Origin of the sequence: Pseudomonas sp. Q1-7, assembly GCF_028010285.1 — a bacterium.
Classification (GTDB): Bacteria; Pseudomonadota; Gammaproteobacteria; order Pseudomonadales; family Pseudomonadaceae; genus Metapseudomonas.
Genome location: NZ_CP116304.1, coordinates 1,250,882 through 1,265,869, shown reverse-complemented (window position 1 = coordinate 1,265,869; position 14,988 = coordinate 1,250,882). Strand labels below are relative to the sequence as shown.

Genomic DNA, 14,988 nt, shown 5'->3' with positions numbered 1-14,988 from the left:
CCCGGCCGGGGAACCTGGAGTTTTTTCGTGACTGATCTGAACACTGCCAACGCCCCTTCCTCCACGGCAGGCCTGCACCGTTCCCTCAAACCCCGCCACCTGAACATGATCGCCATCGGCGGCTCCATCGGCACCGGCCTGTTCGTCGCGTCCGGCGCGACCGTGGCCAGCGCCGGGCCAGGCGGCGCGCTGTTGGCCTACGCGCTGATCGGGCTGATGGTGTACTTCCTCATGACCAGCCTTGGGGAAATGGCCGCACACATTCCGGTTTCCGGCTCGTTCAGCACCTATGGCAGCCGTTTCGTCGACGATGGTTTCGGTTTCGCCCTGGGCTGGAACTACTGGTACAACTGGGCGGTGACCATCGCCGCGGAGCTGGTGGCGGCGCAGTTGATCATGAGCTTCTGGCTGCCGGACGTGCCCGGCCTCTACTGGAGCGCCCTGTTCCTCGGCCTGATGTTCCTGCTCAACTTCGTTTCGGTGAAGGGCTTCGGCGAAAGCGAGTTCTGGTTCGCGCTGATCAAGGTGGTCGCGGTGGTGGTGTTCATCGGCATTGGCCTGGCCACCATTTTCGGCATCATGGGCGGCATCGAGTCCCCCGGGTTCAGCCACTTCACCCAGGGCGACGCCCCCTTCGTCGGCGGCCTGCAGGCGATGGTCGGCGTGGCGATGATCGCTGGTTTCTCCTTCCAGGGCACCGAGCTGATCGGCGTCGCCGCCGGCGAATCGGAGAACCCCAGGAAGAACATCCCCATCGCCATCCGCCAGGTGTTCTGGCGCATCCTGATGTTCTACATCCTGGCAATCTTCGTGATCGGCATGCTGATTCCCTACACCGATCCGAACCTGCTGAAGAACGACGCCAGCGACATCAGCGTGTCGCCCTTCACCCTGCTCTTCGAGCGTGCCGGCTTCGCCGCTGCGGCCAGCGTGATGAACGCAGTCATCCTCACCGCCATCCTCTCGGCCGGCAACTCGGGGATGTACGCCTCCACCCGCATGCTTTACAACCTGGCAGTGCAGGGCAAGGCGCCGAAACTGTTCAGCCGCCTGTCCGCCAGCGGGGTGCCGCGCAACGCGCTCTACGCCACCACCCTGGTCGGTGCGCTGTGCTTCTTCACCTCCATCGTCGGCGACAGCACCCTCTACACCTGGCTGCTGAACACCTCGGGCATGTGCGGTTTCATTGCCTGGCTGGGCATCGCCATCTCCCACTACCGCTTCCGCAAGGGCTACCTGGCCCAGGGCGGCCGCCTGGAAGACCTGCCCTACCGCGCCACGTTGTTCCCCTTCGGTCCGCTGTTCGCCTTCACCCTGTGCCTGTTGATCACCCTCGGACAGAACTACCAGGCGTTCTTCGGCGAACGCATCGACTGGGCCGGCCTCACCGCCACCTACGTCAGCCTGCCGTTGTTCCTCGCCATCTGGCTGGGCTATCGCTTCAAGAAAGGCAGCCGCCTGGTGGGCTACGCGGAGATGGACGTGCGCCCCGGTGCAAATTGACCGAGCACATTTCGGTCTTGCCGGGGCTTCCCGGCTTGTGCACAATTCGCCCCGTCCTAGGGGAGTAGTCTCCCGCGAGCACCCTGCTCGCCCGGCATGCGTCAACACACTTGGTCCGCAGACCATGGCGCATGCGACCCCGAGCCTGCACAGACAGGCCTGCGGTTTGACAAGACCTATGACACGCACAACCTGACCCGGGGCGGGCAGGCTGTACGTGTCATGGTGATAAGTCGACCCGCCCCCGTAGGAACCCTGATGCTGGAATCCCTCTTCGTGCCGACGCTGATCGTCGCCCTCGCCGAAATCGGCGACAAGACGCAACTGCTCGCCCTGCTCCTCGCCGCCCGTTTCCGCAAACCCTGGCCGATCATCTGGGGCATAGTCGTCGCCACCCTCGCCAATCATTTCGCCGCCGGTGCCGTGGGCGCCTGGGTCGCCAGCTTTTTCTCCGCCGCTACCCTGAGCTGGATCCTCGCCGCCTCCTTCGCCGCCGTGGCCCTCTGGACCCTGGTACCGGACAAGCTGGACGACGAGGAGTCCGGCCTGAAGAAATACGGCCCCTTCCTCACCACCCTGATCGCTTTCTTCCTCGCCGAGATGGGCGACAAGACCCAGGTCGCCACCGTGATGCTGGCCGCCCAGTACCCGCACTTCGTCATGGTGGTGATGGGCACCACCCTCGGCATGCTGATCGCCAACGTTCCGGTGGTGCTGGCCGGCAACTTCGCCGCGGACCGCCTGCCGCTCACGCTGATCCGCCGCCTGGCCGCTGCCGCTTTCGCCGCCCTGGCCACCTATGCCGTGTACGAAGCCATGAAGCTCAGCGGCGTGCTGTAAGGCATGCAGGTTGGCGCCGAGCGCCGCGAGGCACGACCTCGCCGTGTTGGGCTCCGCAGGCTCAGCGCCAACTTACACGTACTCCGACGTAACCCACGGCGCTTCGGCCAATGCCTGGCACGGGCGTACGGGTAAAGTGGCGCGCAGCATCAAGACGCAGGAGAACGCACCATGTCACTGGACGATATGAAACGGCTGGTTCGCCAGCACATCGAACTGTCGTGGAACAAGGGCCGCCTGGCCCTGGCCGAGCAGTTGCAAAGCAAGGACTTCCTCTACAAGAGTTCCTTCATCAGCCGCCCCCTGAACAGTGCGGCTTACGGCCGGATGGTGGCGAACATCCGTGACGCCATGCCCGACCTGGAAGTGGTGGTGGAGGAATGCATCGCTGAAGGCAACAAGGTGGTGACCTGGTGCACCCTGATTGGCAGTATCCAGAAGCCCGCCCTGGGGTATCCGCCCAGCGACAAGGTCCTGAGCATCTCGGCGATGGCCTTCTGGACCCTGAACAGCCTGGGACAGGTGCAAGAGATCTGCACCATGTTCGACATGGAAAGCTTCCGCGCGCAGCTGGGCCTTGCCACCCAGCCATTGGCCGAGAAAGCGCTCCCCTGAATCAGAGATAGCCGTTGGCGCGGAACCAGCCGACGGTGCGCTCCAGCGTGATGTCCAGCGGCGTCTCCGCCACGTAGCCCAGCTCCTGGCGCGCCTTGCTGCCATCGAGGAACTGCCCGCCGGCCATCACCGCGATGGCGGTGTCGTCCAGCTTCGGCAACTCGCCAGACAACCGGTAACGCAGCCGTCCCAGCACCGCCATGCCCTTGGCCATCGCCAGCGGCATGGGTTGCGGCGGCGGCACGCCCAACAGGGTGGCGATGCGTTCGGTCAGCTCAGCCATCTCGATATTCTGCCCGGTCAGCAAATAGCGCTCGCCCACTCGCCCCTTTTCCAGGGCCAGCAGCAGCCCGCGGCCGGCATCGGCGGCATCCACCAGGTTGCGCCGGCCGGGCACGTAGTGGGTCATCCAGCCCTGGGCCATGGCAGTGACCAGGCGACCGGTGCTCGGCCCCGCATCGAACTCGCCCAGGCACATGGCGGGAATGCCGATGACCACCGGCAACCCGCTACGCGCCTGTTCGCGCGCCTGCTCGTCCAGCGCCCACTTGCTCAGCAGGTAGGCATTCTTCCAGCGCGGCATGCCTTCGTAGAACAGCCCCTCGTGACCGGGCAGACCTTCGGGATGAGGTGGCAGGGCGATGGCGGCACCGGTATAGAGGACGCGCGGCACATGAGCCGCAAGGCAGGCGGCATAGAAATGGTTGGTCTGGTCGAGGGCGCTGGCGACCTCTTCCTGCCAGCGGCGGGGCCGCGTCGGATAGCCGGCGGCGCAGAAGATCACGCCGTCCAGGCCGCCGAGGGCGCGGCTGAGGGCGGCGTGGTCGAGCAGCTCGGCGGCACGGAACTCGGGCTCCAGGTAGGCCAGCCGTTCGATGCGTGACGATGGCCGGTGGATCAGCACCAGTTGATGCCCCGCAGCCTTCACTGCACGAGCCGCGTGATGACCGAGCAAGCCAGTCGCTCCAAGTACGCCGATTTTCACTGCGACTCCTCATCCGTTGGAGATTCGCCACCCCGGAGTGCCCGGGGCGGCGGCAAGCAGTCTAGAACGCGGGGTGCCGGGTTGCCAGGCGGTAGCGCGACAGCCAGGCGCCTAACGCTGCCCCTTTGCCTGCTGGTACAGCGGCATCACCTTGGGTATCGCCGCTTTCAGCGAGGCCATGCGCGATCCGGACGATGGGTGAGTGCTCATGAATTCGGGCGGCGCACCGCCACCGGCCTTCTCCATCTTCTGCCAGAGGCTGATGGCGGCGTTCGGGTCAAAGCCAGCGCGGGCGGCCAGCTCCAGACCGATCAGATCGGCCTCGTTCTCGTTGGAGCGGCTGTTGGGCAGGGTCATCAGGTACTCCACCCCGGCGTTGGCCATACCCAGGCCGGCCTGGCCGACACCCAGCACGGAGCCGATCTGGTTGGCCATCTGCACACCGTAGGCCTTGGACATGGCTTCGCGACTGTGCTCGCGCAGGGCGTGGGCGATTTCGTGGCCCATCACCGCCGCCAGTTCGTCGTCGGTGAGCTGGAGCTTATCGATCAGGCCGCTGTAGACGATGATCTTGCCGCCCGGACCGCAGTTGGCGTTGAGCTCGTCGCTGTCGATCACGTTGGCTTCCCAGGCCCACTGCGCGGCGTCCGGGCGGAAGGCCGGTGTCTGCGCGATCAGGCGCCTGGCGATGGCATCGACACGCCGCGCGTTGGTGCTGTTCTTTTCCAGCACGCCCTTCTGCTGGGCCTCGTTCAGGGTCTGCTGGTAGGACTGGGCGTACATCTGGTTGAGCTCGGCACTCGACAGCATGCTGAACATGTACTGCTTGCGCTCGACGCCCACCGCGCCGCCGCTGGTGGTATTGACGGCCTGGCATCCTGCCAGGAACAGGGCCGCGGTCAGGCCGGTCAGGTAAAACAGCTTGGCCATGGTGGCTCTCCATCTCTTTGCGAGGTCGGTAATGCTACGGCTGGCCCGGAAGCCCGGCAACCGCGTCGCATGTAGACAAGCCGGCGGCGCTTTTATCTGCATGGGCGACTTAGGAAATTTAATGTGTCTGCCGATATAAGGAATCACGGTGAATGCCTTTTCCGGAGCCAACATGAAGTTCAGGTCCATTCAGTTTTCCATCGCCGCCCTGGCAGGAGCCAGCGTGCTGGCGGTGGTGGCCGCCCTGGTGCTCTACGCACTGTTTTCCGGCGCCCGCACCCAGGAACTGGTGCAGCAGCGAACCCAGGCCCTGCTCGAACAGGTGATCAACGAACGCCTGGTGGCCCTCGCCGCATCCCAGGTGAGCCAGATCCAGCGCGAACTGGAACTGCCGCTGGGCATCGCCAAGAACATGGCCAACCTCAACAGCCTGCTGGGCGAAACGGACGGTGCCGGCAATCCCAGCCTGAGCCTCAGCCGTGAACACCTGAACAACCTGGTACGCCAGACCACCGAGCGCAATCCGAAGCTCAACGGCAGCTATATCGGCTGGGAACCCAATGCCTTCGACGGCGCCGATGCCAGTTATGCCGGGCAGAAGGACAACGGCTACGACGGCAGCGGACGCTTCCTGCCCTGGTGGTTCCGCAACGCCGACGGCAGCCTGGGCGAGGACGCCATCGGTTATATGGAGAGCGAGAAGATGCTCTCCACGGGCGTGCGCGAAGGCGAGTACTACCTTTGCCCGAAAGAACGCAAGAAACCCTGCGCCATCGACCCGGCCCCCTACGACGTGGGCGGCAAGATCATGATCCTCTCCTCCTTCACCGCGCCGATCATGATCAAGGGCGAATTCAAGGGCATCTCCGGCGCCGACTTCGCTCTCAACTTCATCCAGGAGCTCCTGGCCAAGGCCGACCAGCAGCTTTACGAGGGGGCCGGCGAACTGGCACTGATCGCCAGTAACAATCGCCTGGTGGCCTATTCCAAGGACAGTACCAAGCTGGGTGAAGAAGCTGCCAAGGTGCTCGACACCAGCACCATGGACAGCCTGCGCGGATTGTCCGGCAGCCAGCCGGCCTACCGTATCGACCAGGCCAGCCAACGCATCGAGCTGATGATGCCCTTCGGCATCGGTGACACCGATGCGCGCTGGGTCCTGCTGATCCAGTTGCCGGTGCAGGCGGTCATGAAGGATCTGACCCGGTTGCAGAGCGAACTGGACGCCCAGCGCGACACCGACATCTTCGGCATGACCCTGGTGGGCTTGCTGATCGCCGGCCTCGGCCTGGTAGTGATCGGCTTCGTCGGCTACGGCATCGCCCGTCCGCTGCGCCAGATGGTCGGCATGCTCGACGACATCGCCCAAGGCGACGGCGACCTGACCCAGCGCCTGCACAACAACCGCGCCGACGAGATGGGGGCCATCGCCAACGGCTTCAACACCTTCCTCGGCAAGCTGCAATCGATGATCAGCCAGGTGGTGACCTCGGTCCAGAAAGTCAGCGACTCCTCCGAACACACTGCCGACATCGCCATCCGCACCAACCAGGGCGTGCAGAAACAGCTGGCGGAGATCGAACTGGTGGCCACCGCCGTCCACGAGATGACCGCCACCGCCCAGGACGTGGCACGCAACGCCACCCATGCGGCGGAAGCGGCCAGCCACGCCGACCAGGCTGCCAACCACGGCAAGCGCATTGTCCACAGCACCGCCGAAGCCATTTCCGCCCTGGCCACCGAGATCGGTCGCGCGGTGGGCGTGGTGCAGAACCTGGCCAAGGACAGCGAGAACATCAACGCCATCCTGGTGGCCATCCGCGGCATCGCCGAACAGACCAACCTGCTGGCGCTGAACGCGGCCATCGAAGCGGCGCGGGCCGGTGAACAGGGCCGCGGCTTCGCCGTGGTGGCGGACGAGGTGCGCAACCTGGCGCAGAAGACCCAGCAGGCCACCGAAGAAATCCAGACGATGATCCAGCAGTTGCAGCACGGCACCCGTGAAGTGGTGAAGGTGATGCAGGACAGCCAGGAGAAGACCGACACCAGCGTGCAGCATGCCAACGAGGCCGCCCATGCCCTGGAGTCCATCACCCAGGCGGTTTCGGTGATCAACGACATGAACACCCAGATCGCCAGCGCCGCTGAAGAGCAGAGCGCGGTGGCCGAGGACATCAACCGCAACGTGATCAACATCGGCCAGGTGGCCAACCAGGTCGCGGGCGGTGCGGACGAAGCCTCCCAGGCGAGCGCCGAGCTGACCAAGCTGGCCGAGCAGCAGCGACGGCTGATCAATCAGTTCAAGGTGTAAGGCAATAGCCCCTCTTCGGAGGGGCTTCATTTTTCTTGTGGGAGCGAATTCATTCGCGAATGAATTCGCTCCCACAAGAAAAGCCCAATGCCCGACAACGGAACCGACTCAAGCCGGCGTCAGGCATTCCGGGCCGTCGAGTTTCGGATCGTTCACCAGATTCGCCAGGGCGCGCTCGCGCAGCTGCGGCCCGGGTTTGCCCAGCAGTTCGAGCAATTGCATCGGCGTCGCGTCGGCCGACAGCCAGCGTTGCTGCCCGTCCTCGTCCAGCACCAGCGGACGGCGCAGATCAGCTATCGGCTGGGTGACCATGGCCAGGCTGAGGTACTCCACATCACCGGCCGGGTAGGCCTCCCAGAGCGCAGCGAAGTGCAGCATCCCGCCTTCGGCGCTGATCCAGTAGGGCCGCTTGCGCACCCCGCGCCACTCATAGAAACCGTTGGCCAGGATCAGGCAACGCCTCGCCCGGAACGCCTCGCGGAACATCGGCTGGTCGGCCAGGGTTTCGACGCGGGCATGGGCGGGAGTCTTTGACAGGTCGGTGAGCCAGGCCGGGGTCAACCCCCAGCGGGCCATGTCGACGCGACGCTCGCCCGCCAGCTCGCGCAGCATCAGCACCCGGCCGCCGGGAGCCAGGTTCCAGTGCGGCTGGTGGTCGGCGGGGAAACCAGGCAGGGCCGCCAGCGCGGGCGACCAGCGAAACAGGGCAATACGTCCAGACATGGAGGGGCCAGTACGGGTCGGGGAATCAGCAGAGCAAGGTGCCGGGATAGCTGTCGGGCTCGTCGCCCGGCAAAGGTTGCGCGGCATTGTACGCGGCGATCAGCCGGCTGGCGCGTTCGGCGTCTTCGTCCTCCACCAACAGGCCGAGCAGGCCGCACACTGGCAGCTCACCGATACCTCCCAGCAGATGGCCGCCCGCCAGATGCGCCTCGACCCCTTCGCTGGCGAGCATGCTCAGCAGCAGTTCGGCTTCGATCAGGTCCCTGGGCTCGTAGATGCGCCGCATCAGTCATCCTCCCTTCGAACCTCCAGGCTCCAGTCCTGGCCATCCGTGTGGAGCAGGAACAGGATGGGCCGGCAGCACACTGGACAGTCCTCGATGTACTGCTGGTCGCCGCCGGTAAGGTCGAGCACGGCTTCGGCCGGCTCGCCGCAATACGGGCATTGGTAGTCCTCTGTCTCCAGCATCCCCGCCTCCCGTGTGACTTGCCTGTATAATCGCCGGTCTATTTGACGCCCCGGATGACGGGGCCCCCACCCTTACTACCCAGCCGATTCCAGAACAAGAGTGACCAATGGGCGAATTTGAAGCCATCCGACCCTACGACGATGCCGAGGTCCCGGCGGTGCTGGCGCGCCTCTTTGCCGACGACGCTTTCCTCGGCACCCTCACCCGCTACCGTTTCCCGAAACTGGCGGGCCCGCTGGGCTGGCTCCTCAAGCCTGTTATAGCTCATCGGCTGCGCCGGGAGTTCGCCAGCATCGACTCGGTGGCCGCCCTGCAGGACCGCATCGAGCCTTACGTAGACACTACCATCGAGCGTGCCACCGACGGCGTGACCTACTCAGGCGTGGAACGCCTGAAACCGGGCACCGCCTACCTGTTCCTGGCCAACCACCGTGACATCGTCATGGACCCGGCCTTCGTCAACTACGCCGTGTACCACGCCGGCCTGCCGACGCCGCGCATCGCCATTGGCGACAACCTGCTGCAGAAGCCCTTCGTCAGCGACCTGATGCGCCTGAACAAGAGCTTCATCGTGCACCGCAACCTGGCCGGCCGCCGCGAGAAGCTGGCGGCCTTCCAGTTGCTGTCGGCCTACATCAACCACTCGATCCGCCAGGACGGCCAGTCGATCTGGATCGCCCAGGCAGAGGGCCGTGCGAAGGACGGCGACGACCGCACCGATTCGGCGATCCTCAAGATGTTCCATATGAGCCGCAAGGACGAACCCTTCGGCGAAGTGATCCGCGACCTGCACCTGATCCCGGTGTCCATCAGCTACGAGTACGACCCCTGCGACCTGGCCAAGGCCCGCGAGCTGCAGATCCGCGCCAGCACCGGCAGCTACGCCAAGTCCCCGGGCGAGGACGATGCCAGCATTGCCCTCGGCATCACCGGCTACAAGGGCCGCGTCCATATCGCCTTCGGCAGCGAGATCGGCAGCGCCAGTGAAGACGCCAAGCAGTTGGCCCAGGAAATCGACAAGCAGGTTCTCGGCGGCTACCGCCTGTTCCCCGTGCACTACCTGGCCTACGCCATGTGGAGCGAGCGCGACCCGGAACTGGCCGTGCCGAGCGCGGCCGAGCTGTTCAAGGGCGAGGAACTGGCCAAGGCCCAGGCCGAGTGGCAGAAACGCCTGGACGCCTGCCCGGCGGAACAGCGCCCCTATCTTGTCCAGCAGTACGCCACCCCGGTGCGCAACCAGTACCGGATCAAGGCCGGGCTGCCGCTCTGAGCCGCCCCTGAAATGCAAACGGCGACCCGTGGTCGCCGTTTTGCGTTTTAGAGCTGCGTGCTGCCCCAGGACACACCTAGAGCCACCAGCAGGCTGAACAGGCCGAAGGCATAGAAGAAGCGGTTCACGCGCTGGGCGGCCTCATCCTGCAGGTCGGCATCTTCGTCCACGTCCTCCAGCTCGCTCTCGGCGGCCAGACGGGCGATGGAACGCTGCTCACGCAGGCGGGTGGCCAGCAGCACCCAAGCACCGGCACAAGCAAAAAACAGGGCCAGGCCATTCACGACCTGTGCGGGGTGAGCCAGGAACATGGCCCAAAGCGCCTGCAGCGACATCTTCAACTCCGCTTCAGGTGGTGCGGCCATGCACCCGACCTGCAAGACAAGGATCGGTCCGCCCCGAGCCGGGCGGTCTATTCAGAGGCGCAGAGTTTACCGAATCCGCCCCCGGGACAGACGGCCGTCCGACGAATGCCGCCGTGCGGACAAACCGGGGGAATGTTCAGCGCCGCGCCGCCAGAACGAAAAAGCCCGGCGCGAGGCCGGGCTTTCCTTGCAGCGTCCGCTTACTGGGACAGGACCTGACCGATGGTCGGGTCCTTGAAGGCGCGGGTCATGGCATCGCTCAGGACATCGCTCACCAGCTTGGTATTGGTCTGCTGGTTCGGCGCGGTGCCGAAGCGCTGGTTCAGCGAGGCACCGTACTTGCCACTGTAACGGCGGCTGCTGTTCTGCACGTCGACGCGGAAGCTGGCGCTGATGTTGGCCTCGGTGACATAGGTTTCCTTGGGCGACTGGTACTTCAGGTCGGCCAGGGTCAGGGTCAGTTGCGGGGCGTTGTAGGCGTTCGGCGACGGGGTGAAGCCCAGCAGACGCACGGCGGCCTCGGCTTCGGCCTGCAGGCGCGGCAGAATGTCCTGGCTCTGTACGCTGATGGCGCTGGTTTCGGCGTAAATGCCGCCACGGGTGCCAAGCACCGGGGAAGGACGGCCGTCGGTGACGCGCACCACCACCGGCTGACCTTGGCCGACCGGGGTCAGCGGGCCGGTGAGTTTGGGTTGCGGGCTGAGTTGCTGCGGGCTGAGGGCACAGCCGACCAGGGTCAGGCTGAGGACGGCCAGCAGGCCAAGCAACGAGCGATTCAGCATGCTTTATCTCTCCAGGAATGAAGGCAAAACGGCCGGCAGTATAACCATCCGACCCGGGTACTGACAGAGCGCCAGTCTCCTTGCCTGTTCAGACCGCCACCCGGAAGTGCGGTTCCTGTCATCGCCCTGTCACGGCCGAATGGGATAAAGGGGCTGTTCCTACTGGAGTCGTACCGATGTTCCTCTTCTGCTCCCTGTTCGCCCGCCGCCCGCAACGCCGCAGCTTCGCCCTGGTGGACAACGCCGGGATCTGCCGTGGCCTGCACCAGGGAACCGATCGCCCGACTGACGGCAACTGGGTGGAAGTGCGCGAATCCAGCCTGGCCTGGCTCGACCAGCCGCTCCCCGCCGGCGTCCGCGTCGCACCGGTCGTCGCACAGCCTGCAAAGCGCCGTGCGTTGGCAGCCTGACCAGCGGATGAAGAAAAGTCACACCCCGCGCCCTATTCCCCCGATTTCATCGTTATAATCGCCCCCCGATTATAAGGTCGTCTCCTGATCGGGCCTCGCAACACCGCACTCGCGCCAGCTTGGGCATCCGCACAGCCCCACAGAGAGCCGTCCACTTTTCGCGCTGCCATTCGTTGGCTTGCCGCATCCTTCCGCCCGAAATGCAAACGCTTTGTTGCAGGGACGCATGCGTGATGACACGCGTGCAGACGGAAGCGGCCTGCCCATGGGGTAGCCGAATCTTTTGAGGTTCACGACTCCAAAAGAGCGTGAGATGACGGTTTTTCACTACTTCACGAGAGAGTGGCGAGCAAATGGCGCAAAACGATTACGAAGCAGTGGACGTGTTGCTGGTCGGGGCCGGCATCATGAGCGCTACGCTGGCGGTACTGCTTAAAGAGCTCGATCCCGGCATCAAGCTGGAGATCGCCGAACTCCGGGAGTCGGGGGCGATCGAGAGCTCCAACCCCTGGAACAACGCGGGGACCGGTCATGCGGGTCTCTGCGAACTGAACTACACCCCGCAGGCGGCCGATGGGTCCATCGACATCAAGAAGGCCGTCAACATCAACGCCCAGTTCGAGGTTTCCAAGCAGTTCTGGGCCTACATGAGCGGCAAGAGCGCCTTCGGCTCGCCCAAAACCTTCATCAACCCCGTCCCGCACCTTTCCTTCGTGCGCGGCGACCAGGACACCGCCTTCCTCAAGAAGCGCTTCGAGCTGCTCCGCCAGCACCACGCCTTCAGCGAGATGGAATACACCGAAGACCGCGCCACCATGGCCAAATGGGCGCCGCTGATGATGAAAGGCCGCGATGCGTCCGAGAAGATCGCCGCGACCCGTGCCATGAACGGCACCGACGTCAACTTCGGCGCGGTCACCAACCAGCTTCTGCAGTACCTCTCCAGCCTGCAGGACACCCGCGTGAGCTACTTCCAGAAGGTCACCAACCTCACGCGCACCGACGCGGGCTGGAAAGTCAGCATCAAGAACACCCGGAGCGGCGCCAGCCGTGAAGTCTCGGCGCGCTTCGTGTTCCTTGGCGCCGGTGGCGGCGCGCTGCCCCTGCTGCAGCTCTCCGGCATCCCGGAAGGCAAAGGTTTCGGCGGCTTCCCGGTCAGCGGCCAGTGGCTGCGCTGCGACAACCCCGACGTGGTCAAGCAGCACCAGGCCAAGGTCTACAGCCAGGCCGAGGTCGGCGCCCCGCCGATGTCCGTGCCGCACCTGGACACCCGCGTGGTGGACGGCAAGACCTCCCTGCTGTTCGGGCCTTACGCCGGCTTCACCACCAAGTTCCTCAAGCACGGCTCCTTCATGGACCTGCCGCTCTCGGTACGTCCGGGCAACCTGCTGCCGATGCTCTCCGTGGCCCGCGACAACATGGACCTGACCCGCTACCTGATCAAGGAAGTGATGCAGTCCCAAGAGCAGCGCCTGGATGCTCTGCGCAAGTTCTACCCGGAACTGGACCCGGCCGACTGGCGCCTGGAAGTGGCCGGCCAGCGCGTGCAGATCATCAAGAAGGACGACAAGAAAGGCGGCATCCTGCAGTTCGGCACCGAACTGGTTTCGTCCGCCGACGGCAGCATCGCGGCGCTGCTGGGTGCCTCGCCGGGCGCTTCGGTGACCGTCTCCATCATGCTCAACCTGATCGAGCGCTGCTTCGCCGAGCAGTCCCGTTCCGAGCAGTGGACGGCCAAGCTGAAGGAGATTTTCCCCGCCCGCGAGAAAGCCCTGGAAAGCGACGCGGCCCTGTACCGCGAAGTCAGCACCCGCTCCGATGCGGCGCTGGGCCTGACCAGCGTCAACACGGCGGCCCAGAGCATCGCCTGAGCCTTCGCCCCGCGCTGAAAGAAACCGCCCTTCGGGGCGGTTTTTTCATGGCTGCCTGTCCTCGAAACCAGGCTTGCCGGGTGGATAGCGCCCACAAAAAAGCCCGCGCCAGGGCGTAATGCTGTTCACATAAGCATTTGAGCTGCAGCCGAGGCTCCCCGAGAATCCGATGCCAGACCTCTGGCATCGGATTTTTTATGTCCTTTCAACAGCAGTTGCTCGACCTGGGCGAGTTGTTCAACTTCTCCGACTTGAGCACCTTCACCCAAAACATCCCGATCGAGTGGGTGGCGTCGGCGCTGGACCTTTCTGCCCAGGCCACCATCCGCCGCCGACGCCTGCCCAGTGATCAGGTGCTCTGGCTGGTGCTCGGCATGGCCTTGTTCCGCGACGAGCCGGTCCATGAGGTGGCGCGGCGCCTGAACATCTGCGCCCAGGGGCTGGCCTCCGACCACCTGCTGGCCAGAAGTGGGGTCACCGAGGCACGCAAACGGCTGGGGGCCGATTCGGTTGAATGGCTGTTTCGCCAGACGGGTCAGCAATGGGGGTGTGAGCGCTATGACGGCGATAGCTGGCAGGGCCTGCAGGTGTTGGCGGTGGATGGTGCACTGCTGCGCACCCCGGATACACCCGAACTGCGGGAGCATTTCGGCTCTGGCAATACCGCCACCGACCGTCAGACGCCGTTCCCCATGCTGCGGCTCGTGGCCCTGATGAATGTGCGCTCGCACTTGATTCTGGATGCCCAGCTGAGCCCATACCGGCGCAGTGAAATGCGCTTGGCCGATGCCTTTGTGCAGCAGATTCCCGACCATTCGGTGACCTTGTTCGACAAGGGGTTCTGGAGCGCCGATTTGCTGTTGGGGTTGAACAAGGGCGGTGACCACCGACATTGGTTGATCCCGGCCCGCCAGGGCCTAGCCAGCGAGGAAGTGACGCGTTATGGCAAAGGGGATCGCCTGTTGCGCATGAAGGTGTCGCCCCAGGCACGCAAGCGCAACCCGAACCTACCCACGCACTGGGAGGTGCGCGAGGTCAGCTACGAAGTCCAGGGCAAGGTAAAAACCGTTCTGACCTCGCTGCCGGCCGAGCGCTACAGCGCCAAGGCGGTCGCCACACTGTACCGGGAGCGCTGGGAGATCGAACTGGGTTTCCGGAACATCAAGAGTTCCCTGCAGCAGAATGCGGTGACCCTGCGCAGCAAGGTCAAGGCGTTGGTCTACCAGGAGGTCTGGGGATTGTTGCTGGCCTACAACATCATCCGCCGTGAGGCCGGTCAGGCGGCAGTCGCCTTCGGCCGCTCACCCGCCGACATCCGCTTCAAGCCGGTGGCTCACTATATCGCCGTGCAATTGATCGTGATGGCGGCGGCCAACCCGATTTCGGCCACGGGCCGTCGCCTGTCGGAGTTGCGAGCCGGTATTGGCGGACTGTTTCTGGATCACCGCCCCAAGCCATCAAGACCCAGGACGGTAAAGATTTCCAAGACCCGCTACCCGGTGGACCGCAAGGCTGCTCCGCTTAAGTGAACAGCATTACGCGCCAGGGCGGGCTCTTCCGGCAGCACCGGGGATCAGCCGCGGGCGGCTTTGATCACCTCGATGTAAGGCTCGGCCATGCGCTGGTCCTGGATCAGGGCGATGAAGTCGTTGCCCTGCTCATCCGTGGCATTGAGGTCGTAGCCGGCCTCGACGAAGAAGCCGACGAAGCGCTCGAAGTCGTCGATGCGCAGGCCACGGTAGGCCTTGATCAGCTTGTGCAGCGAAGGCGGGGTGGAGTCGGCCGGCTCGACGTCGAGGAACAGCTTGATCGAGTCATCGGAGATTTCTTCGCCTATCACCTGCTTCTTGTCTTTACGCATCGCTCACATCTCTCGGGCCGGGTTTCACGGGGGCGGGCAGTTTACCCCCGCCC

16 protein-coding genes, 1 pseudogene and 1 riboswitch are annotated in these 14,988 nt (G+C 64.6%); of the genes and pseudogenes, 9 read left to right on the top strand and 8 right to left on the bottom strand.

Translation table 11 applies throughout. From position 1 onward, the window contains the following. Positions 1-27 precede the first annotated feature (27 nt). The 3 genes from PJW05_RS05900 to PJW05_RS05890 all read left to right on the top strand — a co-directional run bounded on the left by PJW05_RS05900 (position 28) and on the right by PJW05_RS05890 (position 2,958). A complete protein-coding gene (locus tag PJW05_RS05900) occupies positions 28-1,503 on the top strand; it encodes an amino acid permease (protein WP_442969210.1) in 1,476 nt (491 codons plus the stop codon). A gap of 47 nt (positions 1,504-1,550) precedes the next feature. Then, positions 1,551-1,671: riboswitch (yybP-ykoY riboswitch) on the top strand. Between the two features lie 93 nt (positions 1,672-1,764). Continuing rightward, a complete protein-coding gene (locus PJW05_RS05895) occupies positions 1,765-2,343 on the top strand; it encodes a TMEM165/GDT1 family protein (RefSeq protein ID WP_271412176.1) in 579 nt (192 codons plus the stop codon). A 171-nt stretch (positions 2,344-2,514) separates the two neighbouring features. Continuing rightward, positions 2,515-2,958, top strand: a complete 444-nt coding sequence (locus PJW05_RS05890; protein ID WP_271410795.1) for a ketosteroid isomerase-related protein — start codon at positions 2,515-2,517, stop codon at positions 2,956-2,958. Between the two features lies 1 nt (position 2,959). Here PJW05_RS05890 and PJW05_RS05885 read toward each other — a convergent pair whose 3' ends face one another. Both PJW05_RS05885 and PJW05_RS05880 read right to left on the bottom strand, forming a co-directional pair. Further along, positions 2,960-3,943 carry an NAD-dependent epimerase/dehydratase family protein gene (locus PJW05_RS05885; RefSeq protein WP_271410794.1) on the bottom strand — a complete coding sequence of 328 codons (984 nt, stop codon included), beginning with the start codon at positions 3,941-3,943 and terminating at the stop codon, positions 2,960-2,962. A gap of 111 nt (positions 3,944-4,054) precedes the next feature. Beyond that, a complete protein-coding gene (locus tag PJW05_RS05880) occupies positions 4,055-4,873 on the bottom strand; it encodes a M48 family metallopeptidase (protein ID WP_271410793.1) in 819 nt (272 codons plus the stop codon). 172 nt (positions 4,874-5,045) lie between these two features. On the opposite strand from PJW05_RS05880, the pseudogene PJW05_RS26695 reads away from it, so the two are divergent. Both PJW05_RS26695 and PJW05_RS26690 read left to right on the top strand, forming a co-directional pair. Next, positions 5,046-6,278 (top strand): annotated as a pseudogene (locus tag PJW05_RS26695) (methyl-accepting chemotaxis protein); the annotation flags it as partial. Positions 6,279-6,290: 12 nt separating this feature from the next. Continuing rightward, a complete protein-coding gene (locus PJW05_RS26690; RefSeq protein WP_442969242.1) occupies positions 6,291-7,184 on the top strand; it encodes a methyl-accepting chemotaxis protein in 894 nt (297 codons plus the stop codon). Positions 7,185-7,292: 108 nt separating this feature from the next. On the opposite strand, the gene PJW05_RS05870 is transcribed toward PJW05_RS26690, so the two are convergent. From PJW05_RS05870 to PJW05_RS05860, 3 genes are read right to left on the bottom strand one after another with little or no spacing between them, the layout of a single operon-like run. Further along, a complete protein-coding gene (locus PJW05_RS05870; protein ID WP_271410791.1) occupies positions 7,293-7,907 on the bottom strand; it encodes an SOS response-associated peptidase in 615 nt (204 codons plus the stop codon). Positions 7,908-7,932: 25 nt separating this feature from the next. Then, complete coding sequence (locus PJW05_RS05865; RefSeq protein ID WP_271410790.1) at positions 7,933-8,193, bottom strand: putative signal transducing protein; 261 nt, start codon at positions 8,191-8,193, stop codon at positions 7,933-7,935. Continuing rightward, entirely contained in the window at positions 8,193-8,375 is a 183-nt protein-coding gene (locus PJW05_RS05860; RefSeq protein WP_271410789.1) for a CPXCG motif-containing cysteine-rich protein, read from the bottom strand. Before PJW05_RS05860 ends, PJW05_RS05865 begins: the two co-directional genes overlap by 1 nt. Before the next feature lie 107 nt (positions 8,376-8,482). Here PJW05_RS05860 and PJW05_RS05855 point away from each other — a divergent pair, with 107 nt between their 5' ends. Beyond that, positions 8,483-9,646 carry a 1-acyl-sn-glycerol-3-phosphate acyltransferase gene (locus tag PJW05_RS05855; protein ID WP_271410788.1) on the top strand — a complete coding sequence of 388 codons (1,164 nt, stop codon included), beginning with the start codon at positions 8,483-8,485 and terminating at the stop codon, positions 9,644-9,646. A gap of 47 nt (positions 9,647-9,693) precedes the next feature. Here PJW05_RS05855 and PJW05_RS05850 read toward each other — a convergent pair whose 3' ends face one another. After that, positions 9,694-9,981, bottom strand: coding sequence for a hypothetical protein (locus PJW05_RS05850; RefSeq protein WP_271412175.1), 288 nt, complete (start codon positions 9,979-9,981; stop codon positions 9,694-9,696). A gap of 230 nt (positions 9,982-10,211) precedes the next feature. Further along, complete coding sequence (locus tag PJW05_RS05845) at positions 10,212-10,793, bottom strand: YajG family lipoprotein (protein ID WP_271410787.1); 582 nt, start codon at positions 10,791-10,793, stop codon at positions 10,212-10,214. Positions 10,794-10,969: 176 nt separating this feature from the next. Between PJW05_RS05845 and PJW05_RS05840 the strand changes: the two genes are divergently transcribed. The 3 genes from PJW05_RS05840 to PJW05_RS05830 all read left to right on the top strand — a co-directional run bounded on the left by PJW05_RS05840 (position 10,970) and on the right by PJW05_RS05830 (position 14,603). Continuing rightward, entirely contained in the window at positions 10,970-11,203 is a 234-nt protein-coding gene (locus tag PJW05_RS05840) for a hypothetical protein (protein WP_271410786.1), read from the top strand. A 353-nt stretch (positions 11,204-11,556) separates the two neighbouring features. Beyond that, on the top strand, positions 11,557-13,074 hold the full coding sequence (mqo, locus tag PJW05_RS05835) for a malate dehydrogenase (quinone) (protein WP_271410785.1): 1,518 nt from the start codon (positions 11,557-11,559) through the stop codon (positions 13,072-13,074). A 197-nt stretch (positions 13,075-13,271) separates the two neighbouring features. Continuing rightward, the gene (locus PJW05_RS05830) at positions 13,272-14,603 is read left to right on the top strand and encodes an IS4 family transposase (protein ID WP_271410784.1); all 1,332 of its coding nucleotides are present in this window, start codon (positions 13,272-13,274) and stop codon (positions 14,601-14,603) included. A gap of 44 nt (positions 14,604-14,647) precedes the next feature. Here the strand turns inward: PJW05_RS05830 and PJW05_RS05825 are convergent, their stop codons facing one another. Beyond that, the gene (locus PJW05_RS05825; protein WP_271410783.1) at positions 14,648-14,935 is read right to left on the bottom strand and encodes a PA4642 family protein; all 288 of its coding nucleotides are present in this window, start codon (positions 14,933-14,935) and stop codon (positions 14,648-14,650) included. Positions 14,936-14,988 lie beyond the last annotated feature (53 nt).